At 37.1% G+C, this 25,094-nt stretch carries 12 protein-coding genes; 11 read left to right on the top strand and 1 reads right to left on the bottom strand.

Annotated elements, in window-relative coordinates; genetic code table 11:
• The first annotated feature begins 864 nt into the window (after positions 1 to 864).
• From L2586_RS24745 to L2586_RS23650, 8 genes are all read left to right on the top strand, one after another.
• On the top strand, positions 865 to 3,966 hold the full coding sequence (locus L2586_RS24745) for a T9SS type A sorting domain-containing protein (RefSeq protein WP_235295474.1): 3,102 nt from the start codon (positions 865 to 867) through the stop codon (positions 3,964 to 3,966).
• Positions 3,967 to 4,206: 240 nt separating this feature from the next.
• Positions 4,207 to 4,362, top strand: coding sequence for a hypothetical protein (locus L2586_RS23620; protein ID WP_235295475.1), 156 nt, complete (start codon positions 4,207 to 4,209; stop codon positions 4,360 to 4,362).
• A gap of 545 nt (positions 4,363 to 4,907) precedes the next feature.
• On the top strand, positions 4,908 to 5,309 hold the full coding sequence (locus L2586_RS23625) for a LytR/AlgR family response regulator transcription factor (protein ID WP_235295476.1): 402 nt from the start codon (positions 4,908 to 4,910) through the stop codon (positions 5,307 to 5,309).
• 32 nt (positions 5,310 to 5,341) lie between these two features.
• Positions 5,342 to 9,511: a LamG domain-containing protein gene (locus tag L2586_RS23630; protein ID WP_235295477.1), complete on the top strand. Its 4,170-nt coding sequence runs from the start codon at positions 5,342 to 5,344 to the stop codon at positions 9,509 to 9,511.
• A 324-nt stretch (positions 9,512 to 9,835) separates the two neighbouring features.
• On the top strand, positions 9,836 to 10,027 hold the full coding sequence (locus L2586_RS23635; protein WP_235295478.1) for a hypothetical protein: 192 nt from the start codon (positions 9,836 to 9,838) through the stop codon (positions 10,025 to 10,027).
• Between the two features lie 97 nt (positions 10,028 to 10,124).
• Entirely contained in the window at positions 10,125 to 13,757 is a 3,633-nt protein-coding gene (locus L2586_RS23640) for a GEVED domain-containing protein (RefSeq protein WP_235295479.1), read from the top strand.
• Positions 13,758 to 14,617: 860 nt separating this feature from the next.
• Positions 14,618 to 15,019 carry a LytR/AlgR family response regulator transcription factor gene (locus tag L2586_RS23645; RefSeq protein ID WP_235295480.1) on the top strand — a complete coding sequence of 134 codons (402 nt, stop codon included), beginning with the start codon at positions 14,618 to 14,620 and terminating at the stop codon, positions 15,017 to 15,019.
• A 99-nt stretch (positions 15,020 to 15,118) separates the two neighbouring features.
• The gene (locus L2586_RS23650; protein WP_235295481.1) at positions 15,119 to 20,938 is read left to right on the top strand and encodes a LamG-like jellyroll fold domain-containing protein; all 5,820 of its coding nucleotides are present in this window, start codon (positions 15,119 to 15,121) and stop codon (positions 20,936 to 20,938) included.
• A 266-nt stretch (positions 20,939 to 21,204) separates the two neighbouring features.
• Here the strand turns inward: L2586_RS23650 and L2586_RS23655 are convergent, their stop codons facing one another.
• Positions 21,205 to 21,624, bottom strand: coding sequence for a nucleoside-diphosphate kinase (locus L2586_RS23655; protein ID WP_235295482.1), 420 nt, complete (start codon positions 21,622 to 21,624; stop codon positions 21,205 to 21,207).
• A 227-nt stretch (positions 21,625 to 21,851) separates the two neighbouring features.
• Between L2586_RS23655 and L2586_RS23660 the strand changes: the two genes are divergently transcribed.
• The 3 genes from L2586_RS23660 (at position 21,852) to prfB (ending at position 24,897) form a co-directional block, all read left to right on the top strand.
• Positions 21,852 to 22,856 carry a DHH family phosphoesterase gene (locus L2586_RS23660; RefSeq protein WP_235295483.1) on the top strand — a complete coding sequence of 335 codons (1,005 nt, stop codon included), beginning with the start codon at positions 21,852 to 21,854 and terminating at the stop codon, positions 22,854 to 22,856.
• A gap of 64 nt (positions 22,857 to 22,920) precedes the next feature.
• Positions 22,921 to 23,811, top strand: coding sequence for an FKBP-type peptidyl-prolyl cis-trans isomerase (locus tag L2586_RS23665; protein WP_235295484.1), 891 nt, complete (start codon positions 22,921 to 22,923; stop codon positions 23,809 to 23,811).
• A 5-nt stretch (positions 23,812 to 23,816) separates the two neighbouring features.
• Positions 23,817 to 24,897 (top strand): peptide chain release factor 2 gene (gene prfB, locus L2586_RS23670; protein WP_235295485.1). Its coding sequence is split into 2 segments (ribosomal slippage): positions 23,817 to 23,876 and positions 23,878 to 24,897, totalling 1,080 coding nucleotides; the frame shifts between segments, so codons are not numbered across the junction.
• Positions 24,898 to 25,094 lie beyond the last annotated feature (197 nt).

The raw sequence follows: 25,094 nt of genomic DNA on the forward strand, positions 1-25,094 counted from the left end.
TTCTAATCTCTTGTCACCATAGAGACTAGTAGAAGATGTAGTTTTCATTATTTATACTTTTTAGTCCTCACTAAATATATAAAAAATTTATAATATATAAAAAGATGTGTCCTAATGACAGAGCAAACCTTTCGGATGGGAGGCCGACTGATCCACTAGCTAGCTAGTGGAATTTTAACGGAGTTAAAATAAGGATTGAACCCGCAGCAAACCTGCGGGATGGGATGGCTTGTGTTGAATTAGATAAGGAACCTTCGGCATACCCGAAGGCTGCGGCTGCCGATGCTACGAATGAGCAATTTTCACGGAGTAAAAATAGTGAGAGAAGCAGCAGCAAACTTTTCGGGTAGAGAGAAAGAGTTACGCTGTGAGGAAATTGTAAAGCATTACATTAAGAGATCGAAGGCAATAACTGCTGGCTGGGCAACCATGTAATATAGCATCAGAATCTTCTATTAAGTCTGAAATTGTCTTAAATCTTTATAACGATGTAGATGGAATTATCAAAATCAATTAATGGTAAACATATTGACGGAATACGACAACGACTGGATTATAGGTGAAATGCCTATACAAATGACATGATAACAAGAAAAACGAGGAATTATTAATCAACATAATTTAGAGAATCCTTATGTTAGCGCATTCCGCGATGACATCTATTTTGTGGTAAAGATCTTTCATCTGGAAAAGAACTGTCAGATCGAAACTAACACCATCAGAACGAAATGCACTTGAAAGCAATGCATGTAACTGACTTTTGATGCGATGACATCACGTCTATTGCTTAGTGAAAGTTGTATTATTTTAGTATATTTCGAATCGTAATAAACGTGCTTGGGGTGTAACTTAAATTATATAAATGTGAAAAAATTTACAATTCTACACTTTATACTTCTATCCATAGGAAGTTTTAATATTCTAAAAGCTCAGTCTTGTTCCCCTGGCATATTTACTACTCAAGCTCAAATAAATGATTTTCACGCTACTTGCACTTCTATAAACGGTGATTTAATAGTCGAAGGAAGTGGTATTACAGAACTAAATAAGTTATATAAAGTGGTATCTGTATCTGGGGATGTCATCGTTCGAAATTGTCCAAACATAAAGACCTTAAATGGGTTAGATTTAATAACTTCCATAGGGGGGGATTTTAAAATTATTAACACTGGGATTTCAGCGATTTCAGAGGCAAAAATCCCTTTTGCATTATTTAGCATCGGTGGTGATTTATACATAGAGAACAATTCCAATTTACTTGAAATTAATTACATGTATGATTTATCAAGTATAGGTGGCAAATGGGATGTAAGAAATAATGCAAACTTAAAGGGAGTCTATAATTTCTTCGGCTTAAAAACCATAAGTAAAGATTTCGTAATGTTTTCTAATGGCAATCTTCAAGATTTAGAATTAGCAGAATTACATACGATCTCTAAAGGAATGACCATTTCAAACAATTCTGGTGATTTTACATTAAATGGATTCCCTAAACTACATACCATTACCAATGGAATTCAATTAGCTCAAAATGATGGATTAAAAGAATTTAACGGATTTAATGCCTTAGTGAATACTGCTTCAATTTCCATTACTCATCATAATAACCTTTCACAAATAAGTGGTTTTCCCAATTTGATTAATGCTACAAATGTCACCATTGCTAATAATATAGGACTGACAAATATTTCAGGTTTTGCTGCTTTTACAACCTTAGCTAATGAAATGGAAATTAGTGAAAATTCAAGTTTAACTACATTAATTGGATTCCAATCCCTAAAAACAGTTAATAATCATGTGAAAATTCTTGATAATCTCTCTCTGACAACGATTGGAAGTTTTAACGCAGTTGAGATAGGTGATTTCACTTTTAGGAATAATGATGAATTAACTATGATTACTGGATTTACAAATCATATTCAGGGAGCTGTTGGAATTATTGATCATGCTAAGCTTACCACCATAAATGCATGGGATAACTTATCATCTGGACTTGGTATTGACATCTCTAATAATGCACAACTTTCAACTGTAAATGGGTTTGAAAATTATTCAAATGATGCATCAGTTATTAACATAAATAATAATCCATCGTTGTCTGTATGCTGCTGGGCACTTCCAGCAATATCAGAAGTACAAACGAATGAAGGGATTATAAGTATATCAGGAAATGCTACTGGATGTGCAAGTCTTTCCCAGATTAACCAAGTGCCTGTTTTTAGCAACTGTCCAGCAGATCAGACTGTGAATACTGGAAGTGATAATTGTTATGGTACCATAAATTTAACAGAGCCTTCGATAACAGATAATTGTGGTTATGTAACCTACACTTATGAAATAAATGATCCTTTAGGTGATTATGGTAGTGGTGAAGGAAGTGAAAACGCATCTCTTGATTATCCTTTAGGTGTGGGCATATCTACATTCACTTGGGAAGTCATAGATGAAAGTGGTAATAATGATGTTTGCGTTACAACGATTACTGTGTTAGATAAAGAATTTCCACAAATTATTACAGAATTACCAGAATCAGCTTCAATTTCCACCCTTCCCACTGTATGTGAAGCAGTGTATTCAGTGACTTTTCCAGAGGCAACCGATAATTGTAGTATAACCAATAGAGAAATAATCGTATATAACCAAGAAGGTGGCTCTCCAATTTACTCGAACTACAATGCTGTAGAAGGTCAGACCTATGATATTCTGCTAAAGCCTGGTATTTATGAATTAGAAGCTAGTGTTAGAGATGTTGGAAATAATGCTTATATATCATCAACACTTATACTTGTTGAGAGCAATGATTCTACAGCTCTAGAAGCAATGGCAACTGGAGGGACTCTAAGTTGTTCTACTAATTTTACAACACTAATGGGTACTTCCAGTATTAATAATGTAGCATATGCTTGGACAGGTCCAGATAATTTCGCCTCTTTATTACAGAATCCGGAGGTTAGTCAAGCAGGGACCTACACATTAATAATAACTAGCGAAAATGGATGTACATCTGAAGCTACCGCAGAAGTTACAGCCGAAGAAGATCTTCCAAATGTAAGTGCATTAGGGGGTATTATTGATTGCAACAATTCTATGGTTACTTTGATGGGAGAAACAACAACCGAAGGAACCACCGTCTCTTGGACAGGTCCAGATGGATTCACAAGCGATGAAAACAATCCTACAGTTGATATTCCAGGTCAATATACATTTACTGTGGAATCAAGTTCAGGTTGCTCAGCATTTAAAAAAGTGAACGTAAATCATAATAATGAGTCTCCAGAGGTTCAATTGTCTTTAGGTGATGTTCAATGTAGCGAGTCAAGTATTACTATTAATTTATCGGTGACAGAAGGTTTTACTTATGTATGGTCGGGTCCAGATGAATTTACATCTGCAGATTCAGAACCAAGTATTTCTATTGCCGGAACATATTCTGTAACGGTCACTGGATCTAATGGTTGTTTTATAACCGATTCAATAGAATTAGCACAGCCAATTCCGTTCGAAACTTCAGTAACTGTCGATGGAAGTACTGCTACCATGAACATCTCTGGAGGTAATGGTCCATTTGATATTTTATGGGATGACGGAAATCAATCAACAACTGTATCTAATTTAGATGACGGAGATCACATTGTAACAGTCACAGATGTATTTGGATGTTCTCAAGAAATAACATTTACGATTATGTCTTCAGGGACAGAAGAATTTCTTAAAACCATGAGCATAAATATCTTTCCTAATCCAGCCTTCAAATTTTTAAATTGCAATTGGGAAAATGAAAACGTTGAAATACTTAATATTTATATTTTAGATCAAAGTGGAAAAATAATTTTCTCTAAAGGATTTAACAATGGAAAGCAATCTGTTCAATTGGAAATTAATATTGCCAACTGGTCTTCAGGAATCTATTTTGCTAGATTCTCTACCAAAGAGAAAACAGGAGTATTAAAATTTGCAAAAATTTAAAAAATACTATTTAGGATAAGCTAAATGATAGCACTGTTATTTAGTTTTAGCAGTGCCTTATTTTCATAAAATAGGATATTGCAAATTGCGATTAAAATCTGAGTTAGAAGTATAATTGAGAAGAAAGGTATATACCCTTTTGCATTCCAAATAATAATTTAACGCACTGCTTATTATAATTTTGAAGATGGAATCCCTTTTAGTGATAATACAGGCCGCAGCTAAGTTGCTGATGGGAGTTTGAATGGGCATGAGGCCATCTTATATGGATTTGCTAAAACAGGCGTTACTTCCAATTGGGTGGATGGACCTAACAACAACAGCCTACCAATAAATGTAGCAATGGATTTTGATATGATAGATGATTACATCTCTGTTGCTAATGCTCCAGTCTGATTATACAAGACCAAATCCTTAGCGAAAACACATTTGTCACAAAAATCTGGAAGGCCATCATCATCTAAATCGCCAAAATTAAATGGACTGGTGATCCCGTTGGATAGGCCTCCAATTCTGAATCGAAAGTATACCTTTCGGATGGGTAAGTCAGCGTTAAAATAGGAAATAAACCAGCAGAATACCACCTGCGGTTAGTACACCAATATTACTGTTAGGTTATAAGGTACAGCGTACCGTTCCAATTTTGTAAAATGACGCTCGAAAGTTAAAACAAGGTACAGCGTACCGGCACAGATAGGAAATTTATGACAGTACAAATTTATCTGGTAGGAAGCCGAAGTTAAATTAGTCAGAGCCTGCCTACTTGCCTGACTAGAGGTCAGACCATGAGTGTGAATAAATCTAGTGTTCCCTTTCGGAACCACTTTTCGACCGCTCGGAGTACGAAATCCTTACCCCCGGACAATTCCTTAAATTCATGAAAAGATTCTACCTAACTTTAAGAAGTAAAAGCCTAAAAGTTAATCATAACATACCCAATTATGGAGACTAAAAAACAAGTGAGGCCATTGAGGAAAATTCTTCCGATTATCCCGCTCAAGAAAGAATTACTTAATAAGAAGATGGCAATCTCATTAAGAAAACAGATTGAAATTATAGATTTAGACCACATCCTTTACTTAAAGTCTGATAGCAATTACACCGAAATTCACTTGAAGGGTGGAAAGAAGATTGTCAGTTCCATTACTTTAAAAAGATACGTCAATAAATTAAGCTCAGACCGCTTCATTCGCGTTCATCAAAGTTACCTTATTAATAAGTCATCCATTTCCAGCTATTTAACCAATCAGAACAAAGTTGTCCTGCATAATTCCCAAGAAATTCCAGTCTCGAATAGCAAAAAGGATGGACTATTAAAATATTTGAAAACTTTGATGGTGTGAATCACGATACTAAATCTCTAAAAATAATCACTATGTATTTTATTATACAAAAAAAAGAGAAAACAATTCAATTCGCTAGTATTTACAAGCTTCTTTTTGTCTTAATTCTATTTCTTAGTTCTGTGATATCGTTAAGTGGTCAAATAATTTCTTTCGATTATTCAGGTGGCCCTGTTCAACAATATACAATCCCAAGCGGGGTGACTAGTGTGGCAATTGAGGTAACAGGAGCAGATGGAGGAAGTAGATTGATTAATACACCCATATATGGTGGAGAAGGAGCAACTGCTTTTGGTATACTTTCAGTAACACCAGGTGATGTTTTAGAGCTGAGAATAGGGGCCGCTGGGGCAAATGCAACTCCACAGGTAATAGGAGAGAATGGGACTTCATTAGTAAATATAGCTCCCGGAGGAGGAGATGCTTCTGCAGTATATTTTATGGGTAATCCCTTGATTGTTGCAGGTGGAGGCGGCGGTAGTGGTGGTGCTTTATCTGGTATTGGTGGTGTTATTACAATGTCAGGTGGTGCTTCAGGAGCTGATCCAGGAGAAGGAGCAATACCTGGTGGAGTCAATGGAAGTGGTGGGAGTGGAGGTGGTTGGATTAGTGAATTTATGGCTGATGCTTACGGTGGGGGAGGCGGTGGCGGTTATCTAAGTGCGGGTGCACCTGGATATGATAATCTAAATATTGTTGATTTACCAAGCGCTGGTCCTGGAGCTGGAGGTGCCATTCTGAAAGGTGGTGCTGGAGGAACTGGAGTAGATAATGGTTATGGTGGCGCCGGTGGTGGTGGCGGATATAGTGGAGGTGGCGGTGCTTCTGGATCTGGAGGAACATTTTATCCTGGTTTCAATGCTGGTGGTGGCGGTGGTTCCTTTGTTATTAATACGGCAACTAATGCAATGATTAGCGCGGGTACACAAGGTGGTGGAAACGGAAGCAATGGCCAAGTAATAATTAGCTTGAATTGTATTCCTGTAACCATTGCGAGTGGAGTGACTAGCAATGCCCCAATATGTATTGGAGAAACGCTTGAATTGAGTGTTTCGCCCTCAGGACAAACACCCTTTACCTATGCTTGGTCTGGACCTGGAGGAACAATTATAAATGGAGATACTGCGAACCCGACTGTAACTAATCCTGTAAGTGGAGTATACTCTGTAACCGTAACCAACTTCTGTGGTTCAGTGATCAGTTCCACAAATGTTCAAATAAACACACCTCCAGTAATAGATATATCCGGTCCTTACAACCTTAATACGGACCTTGGGACATGTTTTGGGATGACAGATGTAAACCAGTTGTTTTCATTGGTTTCAGCAACCGGAATACCAAGCCCACAAATTTCGATTCCTTTCGATTTTCAATACCCTGTGAACCTTTCTACTGTCACAGCAACTGCTAGCAATGTCTGTGGGTCAGACAACGCAACAATCTTCATCAATGTAACCGATATAAATCCCCCGATTGCCTTGTGTAAAAATATTAATATTGAAGTAACCGATGGCTTTACGGAGGTAACTGGCGACGACATCGATAATGGCAGCTTCGATGAATGCGGTACTATCCATCCGCTCTATACTGACTTATCTGCTCATTCTGGTTTTGCATCTATTGATACCAGAAATGAAGGTCTTGAACTTGTTACATTATATGTGAAAGACCTTTACGGAAATGAAGCTACTTGTGAAGCTCAAGTGAACATTGTAAAAGACCTTTGCCTCGAAGGAGACGACGGACTGGACTCCGATAATGGTGGACTTCCCGACGCCTGTGATTGTAATCCTTCTGATCCTTTTAATGATCACATTATCTTAAAGAAAGGTGAAAATAATGCAATGGACTTTGATGGAGTCAATGACATCTTAACAATTCCCAATAACCCAGCCCTTGTCCCGACAAATAATAATTCACTAACTTTCGAAGCATGGATAAAACCAGATATCGTTAGTGGATTGCAGTCTATTGCTAGCAGTGCTAATTCTCTTTCCGTGTATAACCTAGCTATTTATTTGACAAATAATCAAGTGAGAGTTACAGCAACTGGCGGAAAATTAGTAACATCTAATGCTACTCTCGCAGCTAATGTTTGGACTCATATTGCTATTGTATTTACAGCTAACAGTGTAACGCCAGCATTGTCTAAAATAGAAATTTACATCGATGGTGAACTGGACAACTCATTGACTGACAACTTCGAGCCAAATAATCTTGGGAATCCTATTCTTTTAGGAAATATCAACGGTGCAAATTGGAGTTACAATGGAAAAATGGATGAAGTTCGTTTCTGGAGCAGTTCTCGAACTATTGATCAAGTGCAGTTATACAAGGATCGAGAATTGACAGGCATAGAGCCAGGCTTAGAAACCTATTTCAACTTTATTGATGGTATTCCAGAAGGAGATAATACCGGAATCACAACCGTGAAAGACTTTTCTAACAATTCATTCAATGCCAGCTTATCAGGATTTGCACAAAGTGGTCCTGAATCTAATTGGATCAATGAAGATTTGCCAATAAAGAAATTTCAAAGAGACACACTAGCTCCATGTTATTTTTGTCCGGAGCTGACTCAAGTTTCCTTAGACTTTGATGGAATCGATGATCTTATAACCATTGATAATCACCCTTCCCTCATACCCACGAATAATAATTCAATGACCTTTGAAGCTTGGATTAATCCTAATAACGTCGATGGCTTTCAATCCATTGTCAGCAGTGCGAATTCTCTTATCCAATATAACTTAGCGGTTTATTTATACTTTGATAAGTTAAGAGTCACCGCCTCAAGCGGGAAAGTCGTTACTTCTACTTCGACTATTCCGACTAATTCTTGGACACATATTGGAGTCGTTTTTAATGCAAATAGTTCAACACCTGCTCTATCTACTATCGAAATTTATATCAATGGACTTTTAGACATCACATTGACAGATAGTTTCGAGTCAAGTAATCTGGGCAATCCACTTATCTTAGGAAACATAAACGGTGATAATTGGACATTTAAAGGACAAATGGAGGAAGTTAGATTTTGGAATGATGCCAGAACAGCACATGAAATAAATGTCAATCAGTCCAAGGAACTCTATGGAGGAGAGGATAATTTATCAGCGTACTTCAGTTTTAACAATGGAGTGCCAAACGGAAACAATACCAACCTCACCTTGATTCCAGATTTGAGTAATAATAACAATGAAGGCCATCTAAGTGGTTTCGTTAAAGTAGGCCCTAATTCTAACTGGGTTTCTAATACGCTATCATTATCGCCTCCGGAAAATTCAGCTTTACATTTTGATGGTGTGGATGATGATCTAACAATCCCGAATCAATCCAGTCTAATAGCTACAAATAGCAATGCTGTCACATTCGAAGCTTGGATCTATCCCGAAAAAGTATCTGGCATAAGCATGATCTATTCTGTTGGCGTATTTCCAAACTTAGATCATCAAATATTCCTTGATGGAAGTCAATTACTCGTCACAGGTTATGGCTTATCATCATTGCAAGCAGCAACCAACATTTTACCCTTCGAATGGACACATGTTGCCGTGGTTTTTGACATGACTGAGACCAGGCTATATATCAATGGTAAACTGGATAATACAAGAATTCAAACTTTGAACAGCGCTAATCAGGGTTTTGATATAAGTTTAGGAAATCAAGCCAATGGTTCTCCATCTAACTGGAATTTTTTAGGTAAGATGGATGATGTCAGAATGTGGAATGTTACCCGTAGCGAACAGCAAATCTATGATAACTTGCTTCAGGAATTGACTGGAGCAGAATTTGGATTAGGAGCATACTATAACTTTAATTCAGGAGTTCCAGAAGCCAACAATTCAGTCTTAACTGCCGTGGATGATCTAAGCGGAAATGGAAATACAGCATCGGTAAATGGTTTCGCTAAAACTGGCTCAACCTCAAACTGGGTAGCGAGCCCATTAAGATTTGGTGACTTCGATGCGGATGGAACACCAGATCATTGCGACAATTGCATCGCACCAAAAGAATTGATACTTGAAAATATTGCTTTAGATAGAATTTATAAAGCAACAGAAACAATAACATTAGGGGATGGATTAACTTTTCCTACTAATGTTCTGACTTTAAGGGCACCTAATATAAAAGTCTCCAATAATGTGGTAATACCACTTAGTGCGTTGATTTATCTAGTTGAGGCGGGGTGTGAAGAATAGAAATGTTCATCTCATGTTCTGGTACATACTAGGACATGAGATAAAATATGGTCTTCATTGTCAATTTTAGAAAAGTGTCTATAGAGCTAGAGAACCTTTCGCTTGAAATATTCGCTTATTTCATAGCATGACTGAAGTTCATACAATGAAGTTGAAGTCCCAATTTATTGTAAGTTTTAAAAGCAGATTTTACCACTCGGAATCACTTTTCGACCGCTCGGAGTACGAAATCCTGACAGCTGGACAATTCCTTAAATCCATGGATAGATTCTGCCTAACTTTAAGAAATAAAAACCCTAAAAGTTAATCCTTTAATACCTAATTATGGAAAGCAAAACAAAAGTGAGACCCTTTAGAAAAATCATTCCAATTGTTGCTCTCAAGAATGATTTTCTTACAACTAAATTGGCAATTTCACTAAGAAACCAGATTGAAATTATAGATCTAGACCACATCCTTTACCTAAAGTCAGATAGACTTGGCCTTAATTCAGAAATCAATCCAAGACTATCGTGAGTTTAAAACTGAATCATGACCGAAATCTAAAATCAAGAAAATAATCTATTAATAAAAAGCACTTTAATAGCAATTCTTACATATAAAAACCAATATTATGAAAAAAATTCAACCCCTCATTACACTAAGATCCTCTTTTTCGTATTTAATCCTCTGCATATTATTTACGACACCTCACTTCCTTTCTGGACAGAATGTAACTCTTTCCAATCAAACACAAGTTGATACCTTTTCTCAAACTGAGGTAATAGGAAATTTAATTATCACTGGCGCTGATATAACAAACCTCGATAGCTTATCAGCTCTTAGTTCTGTAACGGGATATTTTACTATTTCCAACAATCCTGAGCTGCTTAATTTAGAGGGCCTATCTAGTTTGGCTTCAATAGGTAGACTTCATATATCCTATAATGAATCGCTCCTCAGTTTAGAGGGCCTATCTTCTCTAACTTCATTAGAGCAGATGAGTATAATAAGTAATGAATCGCTTTTCAATATTGATGCATTTTCTGCTATTTCTTCGTTATATTATCTTAGAGTTACCGGAAATCCTAAGCTACCCAATCTTAATGCACTTTCTTCACTTGATTCCGTGACAGCAGAATTGATTATAAATGGTAACAACCTATTGTCCAACCTAGAAGGTTTATCAGCTCTTAGGTATGTTGGTGGAAGGGTTGAGATTATTAATAACGAAACGATGAGCAATCTCCAAGGCCTAACAACACTAAATACGGTAGGAGGTTTGCTGATCCGTAATAACCCTATATTGCAAAGCCTTAATGGGCTCAATAATCTAAGTTGCGTAGGTGGAGTTAGCAATTTCTATAAAACTGGAGGTATAGAAATTTCAAGAAATCCTTCTTTGAAGTATATCGAAGGGCTATCAGCCCTTTCTTATATAGAAAAAGATCTAGTAATTGATGACAATGACGGTCTAATCAATCTCAATATCCCACTAAGCCTAGATTCACTTAATCAATTAATTATTAAAAACAACGATGTATTACTTAATCTCAATATCTCACCAAATCTAGATTCACTTTCAAAATTAGAGATTAATAACAACGATGCAATGCTTAATCTAAATGGCTTATCGAAAATTTCTTATGTGGGTTCATTAAATGTCCATGACAACGATGCGCTAATCAATTTCAAAGGTCTTTCATCGCTTCTTTCTGCTAATATAATTTCGATTTCCTCTAATGCTTCCTTATTAAGTCTTGAAGGATTAGAAGGCCTTACTTCAGTGAGTAGATTAATAACTGTAACAAACAATCCAGTTTTACAAAATCTGGCTGGCCTATCATCGTTAACTTCTGTTACCCAGTCTATCTCAATAAGTGATAATGACAGCTTGACTAGCTACTGCGGATTATTTCCGCTACTTAATGGTGGTTCTTATACCAGCGCTACCATCTCTGGAAATGCTGTGAATCCAACAATAACAGAGATTATTGAAAACGGTGCTTGTATTAGCATTACATGCCCTTCAGACAACACCGCTTTTACTGACATCGGTATATGCTGTGCTGCAATTACTTTGCTTCCTCCGACTTTACAAGGTGGAAGTTCCACGACAACTTTAGTGAATGATTATAATAATACTTCAGATGCCAGCGATACTTATTTTGTGATGACGACAATAGTCAATTGGACTGCAACGGATGCATATGGAAATCAAAGTTCTTGTTCTCAAAATATTACCGTGATCGATAATGAAGGACCTCAATTTGGAGTTCCTGACCCAAGTTGCTCTATGTATCAATCTTGTTATGATACTCAAACAATTGCACTTAGTAATAATGAAACGACTTATCAACAAGCATTAGCCACCTGCAATGGAGATGCTGCATGCATTCAAGCGGCCACTAAAGCCAAATCAAAGGAACTGGAACAAATTCGTAAAAATTTTCAAAGTTGTTTAAATGGAAATACCAATTGTTCGTTACTTCCCATTTCTGGTGCACTGCCCGATTTGATAGTTTTTGGAGAAGGAGCAAACTGTGAAGCACAAGTTGATAATCCTGGGCCAGTCGTTGCTGAAAACTGTGCAGCTTTTATTTTAACCAACGACAATGCAACAGCGACGAATGCTTTGGGTTCTGGAATTTATTCCGAAGGAACGACAACGGTGACATGGACTGCTACCGACCAATTTGGAAATGTCAGTATCATTTCTATAGATATTATTGTTACGACTGAAAATTGTGGTAATCCATATTGCGAGTCAATGGGTAATTCTACAGAATATGAGTGGATTGACATGATCTCTATTAACGGCATTTCTAACCAATCTGGAAATGACGCTGGCTATGCTGATTTTACACAGATTATTTTACCAATAGTAACTGGAAATAACTCGATTCAATTGACTCCTGGTTTCTCAAATGAAAATTATCGTGAGTATTGGACGATATATATTGATTTTAACCAAGACAGTGATTTTGATGATCCAGGAGAAATAGTTTATTATAAGAAATCGCGTTTTCAAATCCAGTCTACATTCAATGTACCAATGACTGCTTTAGAAGGAACTACTGGGATGAGAATCTCCATGAGTTATAATGGATGGCAAAGCCCTTGTACATTTTTTAATGAAGGGGAAGTGGAAGATTATACAGTTAATATTTCTTTTTGCGATAATCTTAGCGATGGAGGCCTAATCGGAGAGGATCAAATACTTTGCGATGGTGCGAATGATCCGTCTGAAATATTGAACATCGTTTCACCCTCAGGTGGAACTGGTAATGTAGAATATCTATGGCTCAAAAATATCACTACTTCAGAACCTCCAACTGCTCAAAATATGAATGGGTGGGTCGAAATCTCAAACAGTAATGTTGCATCATTTGATCCCGAAACGATAAGCACTACAACTTGGTACATGCGTTGTGCTAGAAACGAAGGTTGTATTGAATATTCAGCAGAGTCGAATGTTGTAAAAGTAGCTTTTTCTGAAGAATGTAGTATCGATTATTGTGAATCCGAAGGGGCTTCGACAGATTATGAGTGGATCAAGAAAGTGAAATTTGCTACCATAAATAACAACTCTGGGAATAATGGGGGGTATGCAGATTTTACTAACCAAACAGCTGAAGTCAACGCGGGTCATTGGTATGCTCTTATGTTGAAGCCTGGGTTTGCAGGAAATTCATTTAAGGAATATTGGAGGGTATGGATTGATTGGAATCAAGATGGAGATTTTGAAGACCCTGATGAGCTTGTGATTCAAACGAAAAGTTATGGATCTAGTACATTTACAAGATGGATCAATGTACCTTCAGATGCGATTAATGGTAATACTGGAATGCGTGTCAGTATGAAATATGGATCCTATGCTAGCTCATGTGAAAGCTTTAATGATGGCGAGATCGAAGATTACACTGTTCATGTTTCTGAAGGTCAATCGCTCAGCGGAAATCCACCTATAGACGAAACGAACGCAGACACAAGAAGTGAAAACCTTGATGACATTGCAGAGCTAGATGTCAATGTTTATCCGAATCCGACAACAGACATATTCTCTATAGATATTTCATCAAACATAGAAGGTGAGAGAAATGTACAAATTATAAATCAAATAGGACAAATAGTTTATAATCTCGATTCAGTAGAAAATAGCATTCGAATTGATCCTAAAGGGAATAATATTACATCAGGACTATACTATATTGTTATCAGAGAAAACGATCGGGTCATAACAAAACAGCTCTATGTAATTCAATAATTAAGTTCAAGCTGCCTGAGAATGGTGTGCTAATATAAAAAATGGTGGAGGAGCGTAAAGTAAATACATTAATGTAAAGACCTCATCCATTCACAGCGAGGATGCTTCACCATTGGCAAAAACCAGCCTAGCTAACTGGAATTTCAGGCATGAGCAAAGGTCCAATGTAAAGAATTCAGCCACTGAATTATTGCATTGGACCTTACTTTTTAAAGTAAGACAGATACACTTTGAGCCATCGGCATAGTCGAAGGTTGCGGCTGGCGATGTGGCGAAGGAGTGATTTTGCCGGTATTAAAATAGAAAATGAACCAGCGGCATACCACTTGTGTGGTTAGTATACAAATATTGCTGTTTGATAGCAAGTACAGCGTACCGACACAGTTAGTTTATTAATGACAGTGCAAATCTATCGGGTAAGGAGCCATTATTAATATAAGGAGATCCTGCCTACCTTTTATTTTGGTAGGAACCCTTCCTACTTTAATGCATTGGTAAATATGCGATAGCAAGCCTTTTACCAACAATATTCACTTATTTCATAGCAGGACTGGAGGTCAGACCATGAGGGTGAATAAATGTAAGACAGAACGCTATGAAGAATTTGAAATTCCGTTATAGAGAGTAAACCTTTTGATTTAAATATTCACCCATTTCATAGCAGGACTGGAGGTCAGACCATGAAGTTGAAATTCCGTTTTACCGTAAGTTTAAAAAATCGGATTTTACCACTCGGGATTACTTTTCGACCGCTCGGAGTACGAAATCCTTACCGCTGGACAATTCCTTAAAATCTTGACAAGATACTACTTAGCTTTAAGAAATAAAGAACCCTTAAGTTAAAACTAATATACCTAGTTATGGAAACCAAAACACAAGTGAGGTCTTTTAGAAAAATCATTCCAATTGTTGCTCTCAAGAAAGATTTTCTTACAACTAAATTGGCAATTTCACTAAGGAATCAGATTGAAATTATAAATCTAGACCACATTCTTTACTTAAAGTCAGATAGCAATTACACCGAAATTCACTTAGTAGGTGGCAAAAAAATCGTCAGTTCTATTACCCTAAAAAGGTATGCTAATAAATTAAGTACAGACCGATTCATTCGCGTTCATCAAAGTTACCTTATCAATAAGTCATCTCTTTCTAGCTATTTAATCAGTCGGAACAAAGTAGTCCTGTATAATTCCCAAGAAATTCCAGTTTCAAATAGTAAGAAGGAGGGTCTCGTAAATTACTTGAAAACATTGATGGTGTGAGCTATAAAAAAACACCTACAATTCATAAATAGAATAAACTCAAGAATACAATATCAAGGCGCTTCCATGATAATAAATAACATATTTAAATTGAACAAAATGCTTTATACAACTCAACCTTTTCCTAAGAAAGTACCACTTTTTTTACTTGCCATCTTATTAAGTATTTGCACATTTCAACAAGCTGATGCGCAATTGACCACTTGGGAAGCCGGCCCAGCTAGTGATTGGTATGCAACCTATAACTGGGGTGGACCTACAGATGCGTCCTGTGATTGTATGGGTGGTGCTGAAGATAAAATTTCTGTGTATACTTCGAATATCAGTACTCCGGAATACTCACTTTCAAGACCTCACGCTAATGGTTCTTATTCGGGTACTGCTAGTTTCGAAATAGGTCCAGGTGCAACTATATCTCGGCAAGCTCAACTTCGACTAACAAACAGCTCTAATAACGATCCTATTTTTGGAAGTTGTGTAAATCCATGTGGATATACTCATTCTGGCTCTCAAATAAGCTATACAACAGATGCACTTAGACCTCCAGGAAATGTTATGGGTGTATATAACTCTGATGGTTCTTACACAGTTTCGTGGACTATTGATACAGATATGCCAGAACTTGAATATTCATTGTTGATCGATTTCAATGGGGTTGAAGAACAAATATTTGGTAGGTCCGTAACGAGTTTTACCTTTGACTGTGTTAGTGAAGATGATGAAATCAGTTTGCGAACATATGGGCAATCCACAACCTTAGGATCTTCACTCGTTTCATTAGTTGTTCCTGCTAAACCAAGCACGAACACGAGCATATCAGGAACTGTCGTTACGGAAAGCTGTAATGGTGATCCTGGGGTCATTGTCAAAGCTACACTTGTTAACCCGGAAGATTTAAGTAACTCTTCTTGTTGGCCTTTGGAGTATATAGATACCGTAAGAGGATCCTCTGGAAGTTTCTCTATCACAGACATTTACCGAGGTGTAGGGAATGAACTAGCTGAATATGAGGTCGAAGCCTTTTTTCCTGCAACACAAACAGCACCAGCCCGTAGTTTTAGGATTAGAACAACAGGCGCTGGATGTCCTTATAATCCAACTGATAGTGTAAGAACGGTTGTACTGGGCAATTCGAATCCAAACCCAATGGGCGAATCTTTTATAGATATTACCTCTTTTGTAATCAGTGGAACGGTAACTTCAGAAATTTCTGGGTGTGGACTTGAAGACGTAGATATCATGGAAGCTCCCGGGGGACAATCAGGAATTACACCTGTCAAAACCAATGCAGATGGAAGTTTTGAAATAGTTGTTTCTGAACCAAATAAAGATTATGAAATTTGGGCTAGGTACCGTAATGAATCAATTGCAGATTCAATTCTTACAGTATCCGTTGAACTTGAAGATGTTACTGGAGTATCCTTTATACATACAGGGACAGATACTTTAAAAGGATTTGTAGGTGCAGGATGTTTTGAATATCTTGGTGAACCAACAATTACAATTAGCACCCCAGACAGTAGTTGTGTTATTGCAAATATTACAACAAATTCTTCGGGTTACTATGAAGCCATCCTTCCCGCAAGGCCACATATTATTGAAGTAACCAGTATAGATCTTACTCCTGGCAATGGGATTACTGATGAAGGGGCCGTTCTCTCCAGTTTCGGAGGTAGTTTGGAATCAGATTTTGATTCAACTACTGTCCAAGACTTTATATATCGAAAACCGCTGACTATGGAAGTAAATGGATTTCCAGCCCTCAGTTGTGCTGCTATTCCTTATCCGATTGTAAAACAAGGGAGTAACTACTTCATTTCAATTCTAGTAAAGGAGGGAGGAAATTGCCCAGTAGATACAGGGAAGGTTATTATATATGACAATATTGGAGTAAAAGGTGTGGCTGGTCAAATCGTTGATTCCGTAGCTATTTCTCAAGGTGTAGCTATTTACCAGTTGAAGCCAGGGGATCCTAATTTCTTTGGAGATCAAACGAAAAGCATCACATTTCAAGCAAAAGCTGGAGATGAAATGGCTGAAATAACAAGTAAGGCTGTCGTCACTGGTTCTGTGCAAAGTGGTAACAATTTCACAACTGCCGCCCCTACAGAACTACCATTTTTGATCCTACGTGATCCACCTGGAGATATGAGTTACAGCGAATTTATGGAGGAGAATGTCACAACGATAGCGCAGACCTTTTCGACGCAACTTGGTGGTGGTGTTAAAGTTTGGGCAAACGCAAAAGTTGGTGTGGATATATTTGGATTGGAAATATGGGGACAAATTGGTGGATCATTTGAAGTGAACAGCTCTGAGTCAACAACAGAGGAATTCGTTCTGGAACTTACAAATTCTCAGACCTTTAAAACTTCTGACAATGAAAATATTGTTGGCGAAAAAGGTGATGTCTTTGTTGGAGCAGCGGTGAATTTTATCTATGCTCGTGCCAGAGTATTAGAATTTGACTTGAACGAGTGTTCATTAAAGTTGGATACCTTACTGATGCTTAATGCAGATGGATTTGAAACGACATTTATTTATACAGAAGGGTGGATAAAAAATCAAGTCATTCCTACACGTCAAGAGCTAGCAGATAATCCTACATTGGCCGATTCTATTCGTTACCGTGCAAGAAACGATGTGAAGTTATGGGAGCAAGTGCTCCAGCTTAATGAAGAATTGAAAAGAGAAGCTTTACTAGACCCAATAAACATTTCACTTGATGCTGGGAGTACTTATTCAGAGACCAAGACAATTTCAAAATCTAATACAAAGACTATTGAGTTTACTACTCAAATTGACATTGGAATTGCAGCTGAAGTTGGATTTGAATATAACAATAATGGAGTAACTGCAGGTGTAGATGTTAATTTTCAAACCGTTCTTGGAGAGATCCAATCACAAGCAAATACGAACACAACATCTACAACATATCATCTCGAAGATAGTGAAAAACTGGATAATTCTTTTACAATCAATGTGGCAGAAGATCCAGTATTTGGTACACCTGTTTTTCAAACTTTAGGCGGGCAAACCTCTTGCCCTTATGAGGAGAATACGGAAAGACTGGATGATTTAACTATAGTCGTTCAACAACCTATTCAGAATGTTTCCTCAGGTAACGAAGCATTCTTTTTCTTTGATATAATAAGTAGTAGTTATGATCCAGATCCTAGAAATTATCGACTTGCTTTAAACTCTAGTTCAGCGGGTGGGGTTGATGTTACCTACGGAGGTGATGGTTTTGCAACTCCGATTCTAGTTCCTGGGGTCGCTCCGGGTCTGAACTCTATATCAACACCAATCAAAGTGACTAAGCCCAATGGGTTAATGCAATATGATTTTGAAGGGATTCAATTCTTCTTGTACCCAGATTGTGAGGACACTGAGAGTTATACCCAAGCCGATCTTGCGGTTCCTTTCAGTATTACAGCTTACTTTGATAGCCCTTGTAGTAATGTTGATTTATTAGCTCCCAATAACAACTGGGAAATTTCGGGTGCAGATAATAATGAGATAGAAGTTACCATGGCTGGATATGATCTAAGCAGTGATTTTGATCAAATTATCATGCAATACAGAAAAGATGGTGGAAATTGGCAGCCTTCGAATGTTGTCAGAACGAAGGCGCAATTGTCAGTAGGTTCTACTCCTGTTTTTTGGGATGTTACTGGTCTTGAGGATGGTGAATATAGTATACGTTTTCGATTAAATTGTGGAAATATTTTTTCCTTTTCCAATAGAGTAAATGGTTTAATAGATCGAAATGCTCCTATTGTTTATGGTATAGAAAGACCTACCAATGATCGATACGTTTCAGGTGGAGAGATTTCGGTAGATTTTAATGAAATAATTGATTGCGAGGCTCTAGCCAGCGGGACGGTGTATATGAAGACTTTACCTGAAAATGAGTTTGTTCCAGTTAGCGCTATTTGCGACAGTAACAAGGTCGTTATCCAACTCATGAATGAGATTGGACATTTGTATAATCAAGCATATGAAGTGGGAATTGTGGGAATTACAGATTTATTCAATAATGAAAGACCTGCTACTGTAAAATGGGAATTTGTGGTAAGTGAACCGGATAGTGATGGCGATGGAAACCCAGACACCAAAGATATCTGCCCCGGTGGTGATGATTTTATCGACAGAGACATGGACGGATTGCCAGATGATTGTGATTGTCTTGCGAATGATCCAGGAAATGGGCGTTCCTTAACGAAAGCAGCTTTAGATTTTGATGGTGTTAATGATTATATTAAAATTCCTCATAACCCTGCTTTTATTCCTACTGCTACAAATGCGGTCACAATAGAAACTTGGATCTATCCAAAGGCAACTGCCAATGAACATGGAATTATCTCTCAGTCAGGAAACTGGCCAAACCGTAATCACCAAATACTACTTAACCATGCTTCAAAGATGATACATGTCACAGGAATAGGTGTAAATACTTTGACTTCAAATAGTGAAATTCCATATAATAAATGGTCTCATATTGCGGTCGTATTTAACCTCAATGAAACCAAATTATATATCAATGGGAAACTCGACAACACGAGGGTTCAAACTTTGTCAACTGAAGATCTTGGCTATGATATTACCATCGGTAATCAAGAATCTGGAGGACCTGGTATCTGGAATTGGCAAGGAAAAATGGATGAGATGAGGTATTGGGATCATGCACTGACCCAAGGAGACATCCAGCAAAATATGAATAAAGAACTTGGAGGATTTGAATCAGGTTTGCTTGCTTATTATGATTTTAATGAAGGGAGTCCATTTGCAGATAACTCTGATCTTTCAGAAATCATTGACAAATCAGAAAATGGATTTAATGGAACAATGACAAATTTTGCAAAATCGAATATTACTTCTAATTGGGTAAAAACGCCTACCCAAAAATTAAATGTTGCTTATAAGCTTTGTGATTCACCTTGTCCTGACACGACCAGAGTTGCATTAGACTTTACACTTAATGGCTCAAATGCTCCAAATATATCAGTGCCAAATGTATTAGGTAATATTCCCACTTCTACACAATCTGTCACTTTTGAGGCGTGGATAAAGCCTAAGCCTATTACCATGTCTGAAACTACTACAATTATACAGTCAACTTATTATGGTGTATCTGGATTCCCTATTAATAATTATTTTGTTTCTTATTCCTTTGATGGTCACATAATATTATATATTGCCAGCGAAAGTTTTATGTCCAATGAAGTCATTACATTCGATAAATGGACGCATATTGCTATAGTAATGGACAAGACCCATATTTCTTTATACATAAATGGGCAACTTGATCAGACAACTGCTTGCACTTTCCCTGAGGGTAACTTGATTGCACCTACAACTTCTCTATCGAGAGCTAATGCAAGCTTACGTTTTCGAGGTGCAATGGATGATGTGCGATTTTGGGATGGTGTGAGAACTCCTCAACAAATTGAAGATAACTATGAATCTGAGATAGTTGGAGATGAGGCTAATCTAGTTGCTTATTACAACTTTAATGATGGAGTACCTGGCGGAAATAATGGTTCGATCACTGAAATTCGAGATATTAGTGGAAACGGCTTGCACGGAGTTATGGGTAACTTTAAGAAGTCTGGAGATGATTCAAATTGGGTACCCAGTTTAATCGGTTTGAAAGATTCAGACAAAGACGGTACACCTGATTTTTGTGATGATTGTAGCGCTAAGAAATCCTTAGTTTTAAAGAACATGAACTTCATAGGAAACCAGACTTTTAGAGCAGAAGATAGAATAATTCTAGGAGAAAACATTGGGCTTCCAGCTAATGCGAATATCAAATTCAGAGCACCAGAAGTTAGGATATTAAACCCAAATGTGACACAAAGTGGAATGGTGATAACAGTACAAAAAGATCCTTGTGATATTATAGTGGAAGAATGATTTTTGAATGTTTGTGTATTGGCTCCTTCTAGCAAGAAAGTCAGTACACAAACTATTATTACATGCTTTCATCTGCTAAAAATTAAGTATAAGAGGGAAAGAAATCGATAGCCATTTTTTAACTAGAAGTTTCAAGTCAAAATAGAACTGGTTTGAATTAAGTGTGTAAAGCAAAATATCTAATATTAAAACATTGACCCACAAAAAAAGCAGGACCTATCACTAGATTCCTGCTCTTGTATTTCTTTAGTAGGCTAAATCCGTTCTTAGAACATTTCTGTTCCTGCAAAATGGAAGTTAGCTTCTATTAATGCATTCTCATCGCTATCTGAACCGTGTACTGCATTTTCTCCTATACTAGTAGCATATGCCTTTCTTACTGTTCCTTCTGCTGCTTCAGCAGGATTAGTAGCTCCGATTAATGTTCTGAAATCTTCCACTGCATTGTCTTTTTCTAAAACTGCAGCTACGATAGGACCTCTAGACATAAATTCTACAAGCTCTCCGTAGAAAGGTCTTTCACTATGTACAGCGTAAAATTCACCAGCTTTTTCCGGAGAAAGCTTAGTATATTTCATCGCTTTGATTCGGAAACCACCAGCTTGTATCATCTGAAGAATATTTCCAATATTTCCAGCCTCTACTGCATCTGGTTTGATCATGGTAAACGTGATATTTCCTGCCATTTTTTTCTGTTTTTTTAAATTTGGTGCAAAAGTATGAAAATTATTCTTCTGAATGAAGTGATTGATAAAGGTTTGTAAAAAGACTTCATGTTGATTTTTTTCAAAATAAAATGTACTTATTAAAACCAAGCAATAGCTTATTTCGTTAATCTCTAATCGTTTAACACTTTAACTTTTAATCCTCTAAACTTTAATGTTTCAGAAAATTTCGCAAACTTCGCCCGCTTATGATGGAAAATATTGATGATTTAAAGAGTTTTCTCGCCATGCCGCGTGAAATTGTTATCGTATCTCACAGAAATCCTGACGGTGATGCTATAGGCTCGTCTTTAGGACTAGGCTTGTATTTGCAAAGAAAGCGACATAATGTTAAAATTATATTCCCGAGCGAATTCCCAGATGTATTTAACTATCTACCTGAATCTGACTATATCTTAATTCATGATAATGAGCCAGATACATGTGATGTTTTCCTTGATAAAGCGGAAGTGATTTTCTGCCTGGATTTTAATTCTTTGGATAGAATCGATCGATTAGGTGTGAAAATAAACGGTAAGCAAGCCGTGAAAGTTATGATCGACCACCACATTGATCCAGAACCATTTCCTGATTATATGCTTTCTGAGGTTAGCGCAAGTTCAACTTCTGAATTGATTTATGATTTTATTACGATGCTTGGTGACGAAAAGATGATCGATCCGATCATGGGAGAATGCCTGTATACTGGAATTATTACAGATACTGGATCCTTCAGATTTTCTACTAGTGCTAAGTTGTTCAGAATCGTTGCGAAGCTAAAAGAAATAGGAGTAGACGATAAGAAATTGCAAGATTATATCTTTAATTCGATGCCGATTAAGAATATGCAACTTCTTGGTCATTGTCTTAATAATCGAATGGAAATTATTGAGGAATATGGTGTAGGTATCATCGTTCTTAATAAGTATGATTATAAGAATTTTGACATTCAGAGAGGAGATACAGAAGGTATTGTGAACTATCTATTAATGATGAAGAAAATAAGGTTAGGCGTATTTATTTCTCAGCAACCTAATATTATTAAATTGTCTATGCGATCTAAAGGTGATCTTTCTGTTCAGCAAATTGCACGGGATCACTTCAAAGGTGGCGGACACAAAAATGCTTCGGGTGGTTCATTCCATGGGTCTTTGAAATCAGCAATCGAAAAATTTAAAGAAATTCTACCTGATTATTTGAATAAAATCAATTAAGTACGAAATAATTGATGATCTAATCTTACATTTGCAGCTCTTTATAAAAAAATTAAAAAAGAATATGAAGTTTCAAGTTATATTATTTTCAGTCCTAGCAATTTTTCTTGCGTCTTGTGCTACTGATAGCAGCGAGAAAATGACTGAAGGCGGTTTCAAATACAAAATAATTCCTGACGGCGGAACACAAGCTGCTAATGATGGAGACTACGTTTTCTTCCATGTAAATATGATGGCTGACAACAATGAGCAGTTTAATTCAAGAACAAGTGGACAGGAAAGTGTTATTCAGTTAAAACCACAACCGAATGCGAATATCATCACAGATGCAATGCAAGAACTTCTTGCTTTATCTACAGTAGGTGATTCTATCGTACTAATGGTTCCTACGGATTCATTGAAAAACTTAGGTTTCCCTCCAGGAGATACGACAAAATTACTTTCTTACAATATCAGAGTAACTGAAATTCTTGACGAAGCTAGTTACAATGAGAAAATATCTACTGAGCAAGCTGAAGCAGAAGCAAAAGCAGCTATCGTAATGGAAAGACTTCCTGAAGTAGAAGCATTTGTTGCAGAAACATACAAGTATATTGCTTCTGGAAAAGCTGGTGATAATATCCAAGAAACACCTTCTGGACTAAAATATATCATTCATGAAGAAGGAAGTGGAGAACAATTGAATGCGGGTGATATCGCTACTGTTCATTACTACGGAATCTTGAAATCGAATGGAACAATGTTTGATAACTCTTGGAGAAGAGGACAGGAGTTCCAATTTCAGATCGGAGCAGGCCAAGTTATTAAAGGATGGGATGAAGGTTTAGCACTTTTGAAAAAAGGCAGTAAAGCGACATTAATCATACCTTACGAATTAGGATACGGTGCAGCTGGAAATCCTCCAACAATTCCTGCAGAATCAGATTTGATTTTCTACATCGAAGTTCCTCAATAGGACATATGACAACAGAACAATTAAGCGAACTCAAAGACAGACTGGCCCAACTTAAGGGCTATCTTTGACGTCGATAAAAGAAAACTCCAGATCGAGGATTTAGAAAATAAAACGCTAAATCCCGATTTCTGGAATGATCCTACCAGAGCTCAAAGCATTCTCAAAGAACTCAACGGCCATAAACGCTGGATAGAACAATATGAATCAACGTTTTCTAAAGTAGAAGACTTAGAGGTTTTATATGAGTTTTTTCAGATGGATGATGTAACAGAAGAAGAACTGGATGCTAGTTATGATAAGAATGTGGAAGCGGTGGATGATCTTGAGTTTAGATCTACTCTTAATAATCCAGAAGATGAGCTTTCATGTATCTTAGAAATCAATGCAGGTGCCGGTGGAACGGAAAGTTGTGACTGGTCCGCAATGCTTTACAGGATGTATCTAATGTTCTGTGAAAAAGAAGGCTTCAAAGTTTCAGAGTTAAATAAAGTAGACGGTGATGTCGCTGGTATCAAATCAGTTTCTCTTGAAGTAAAAGGGGATTATGCATTTGGATTGATGAAAGGAGAGAATGGAGTACATCGATTAGTAAGAGTAAGTCCATTTAATTCTCAAGGCAAGCGGATGACATCTTTTGCATCTGTTTTCGTTCACCCGATGATCGATGACAGTATAGAAATCGAAATTAATCCGGCAGATATAGAATGGGATACCTTCAGAGCGAGTGGAGCGGGAGGGCAGCACGTTAATAAGACGGAATCGGCTGTTAGGGTAAGGCACTTACCTACTGGGATTACAGCAGAGTGTCAAGAAGGGAGATCTCAGCATCAGAATAGAGAAAAGGCATTGCAGATGTTGAAATCTAGGTTGTATGAGAAAGAGTTAGAAAAGCAACGTTTAGCAAAAGGTGAAATCGAAGCTGGGAAAATGAAGAACGAGTGGGGTTCTCAGATTAGATCATATGTCCTAGATGATAGGAGAGTAAAAGATCATCGAACGAATTACTCGACCAGTAATACGGATGCTGTTCTTGATGGTGATCTGAAACCTTTTCTAAAGTCCTTTTTAATGTGGGACGGTAGTTAAGAAAAACACGTTCTATTTTTAATCTATTGATTAATGGGTCTATTTTGTTCTTGATGTTGGCCCTATTTTATAATGGTCATTTCAGATCAAGAATGATTCACGTTGTGTTGCATCTATTCAATCATTAAAGGCATTGTAAATTGTTGAAATGTTTCTTAGGAATCTTAATCATATAAATAACAGAGCTACAATCTTAT

This window comes from Portibacter lacus, from assembly GCF_021533215.1.
Classification (GTDB): Bacteria; Bacteroidota; Bacteroidia; order Chitinophagales; family Saprospiraceae; genus Portibacter; species Portibacter lacus.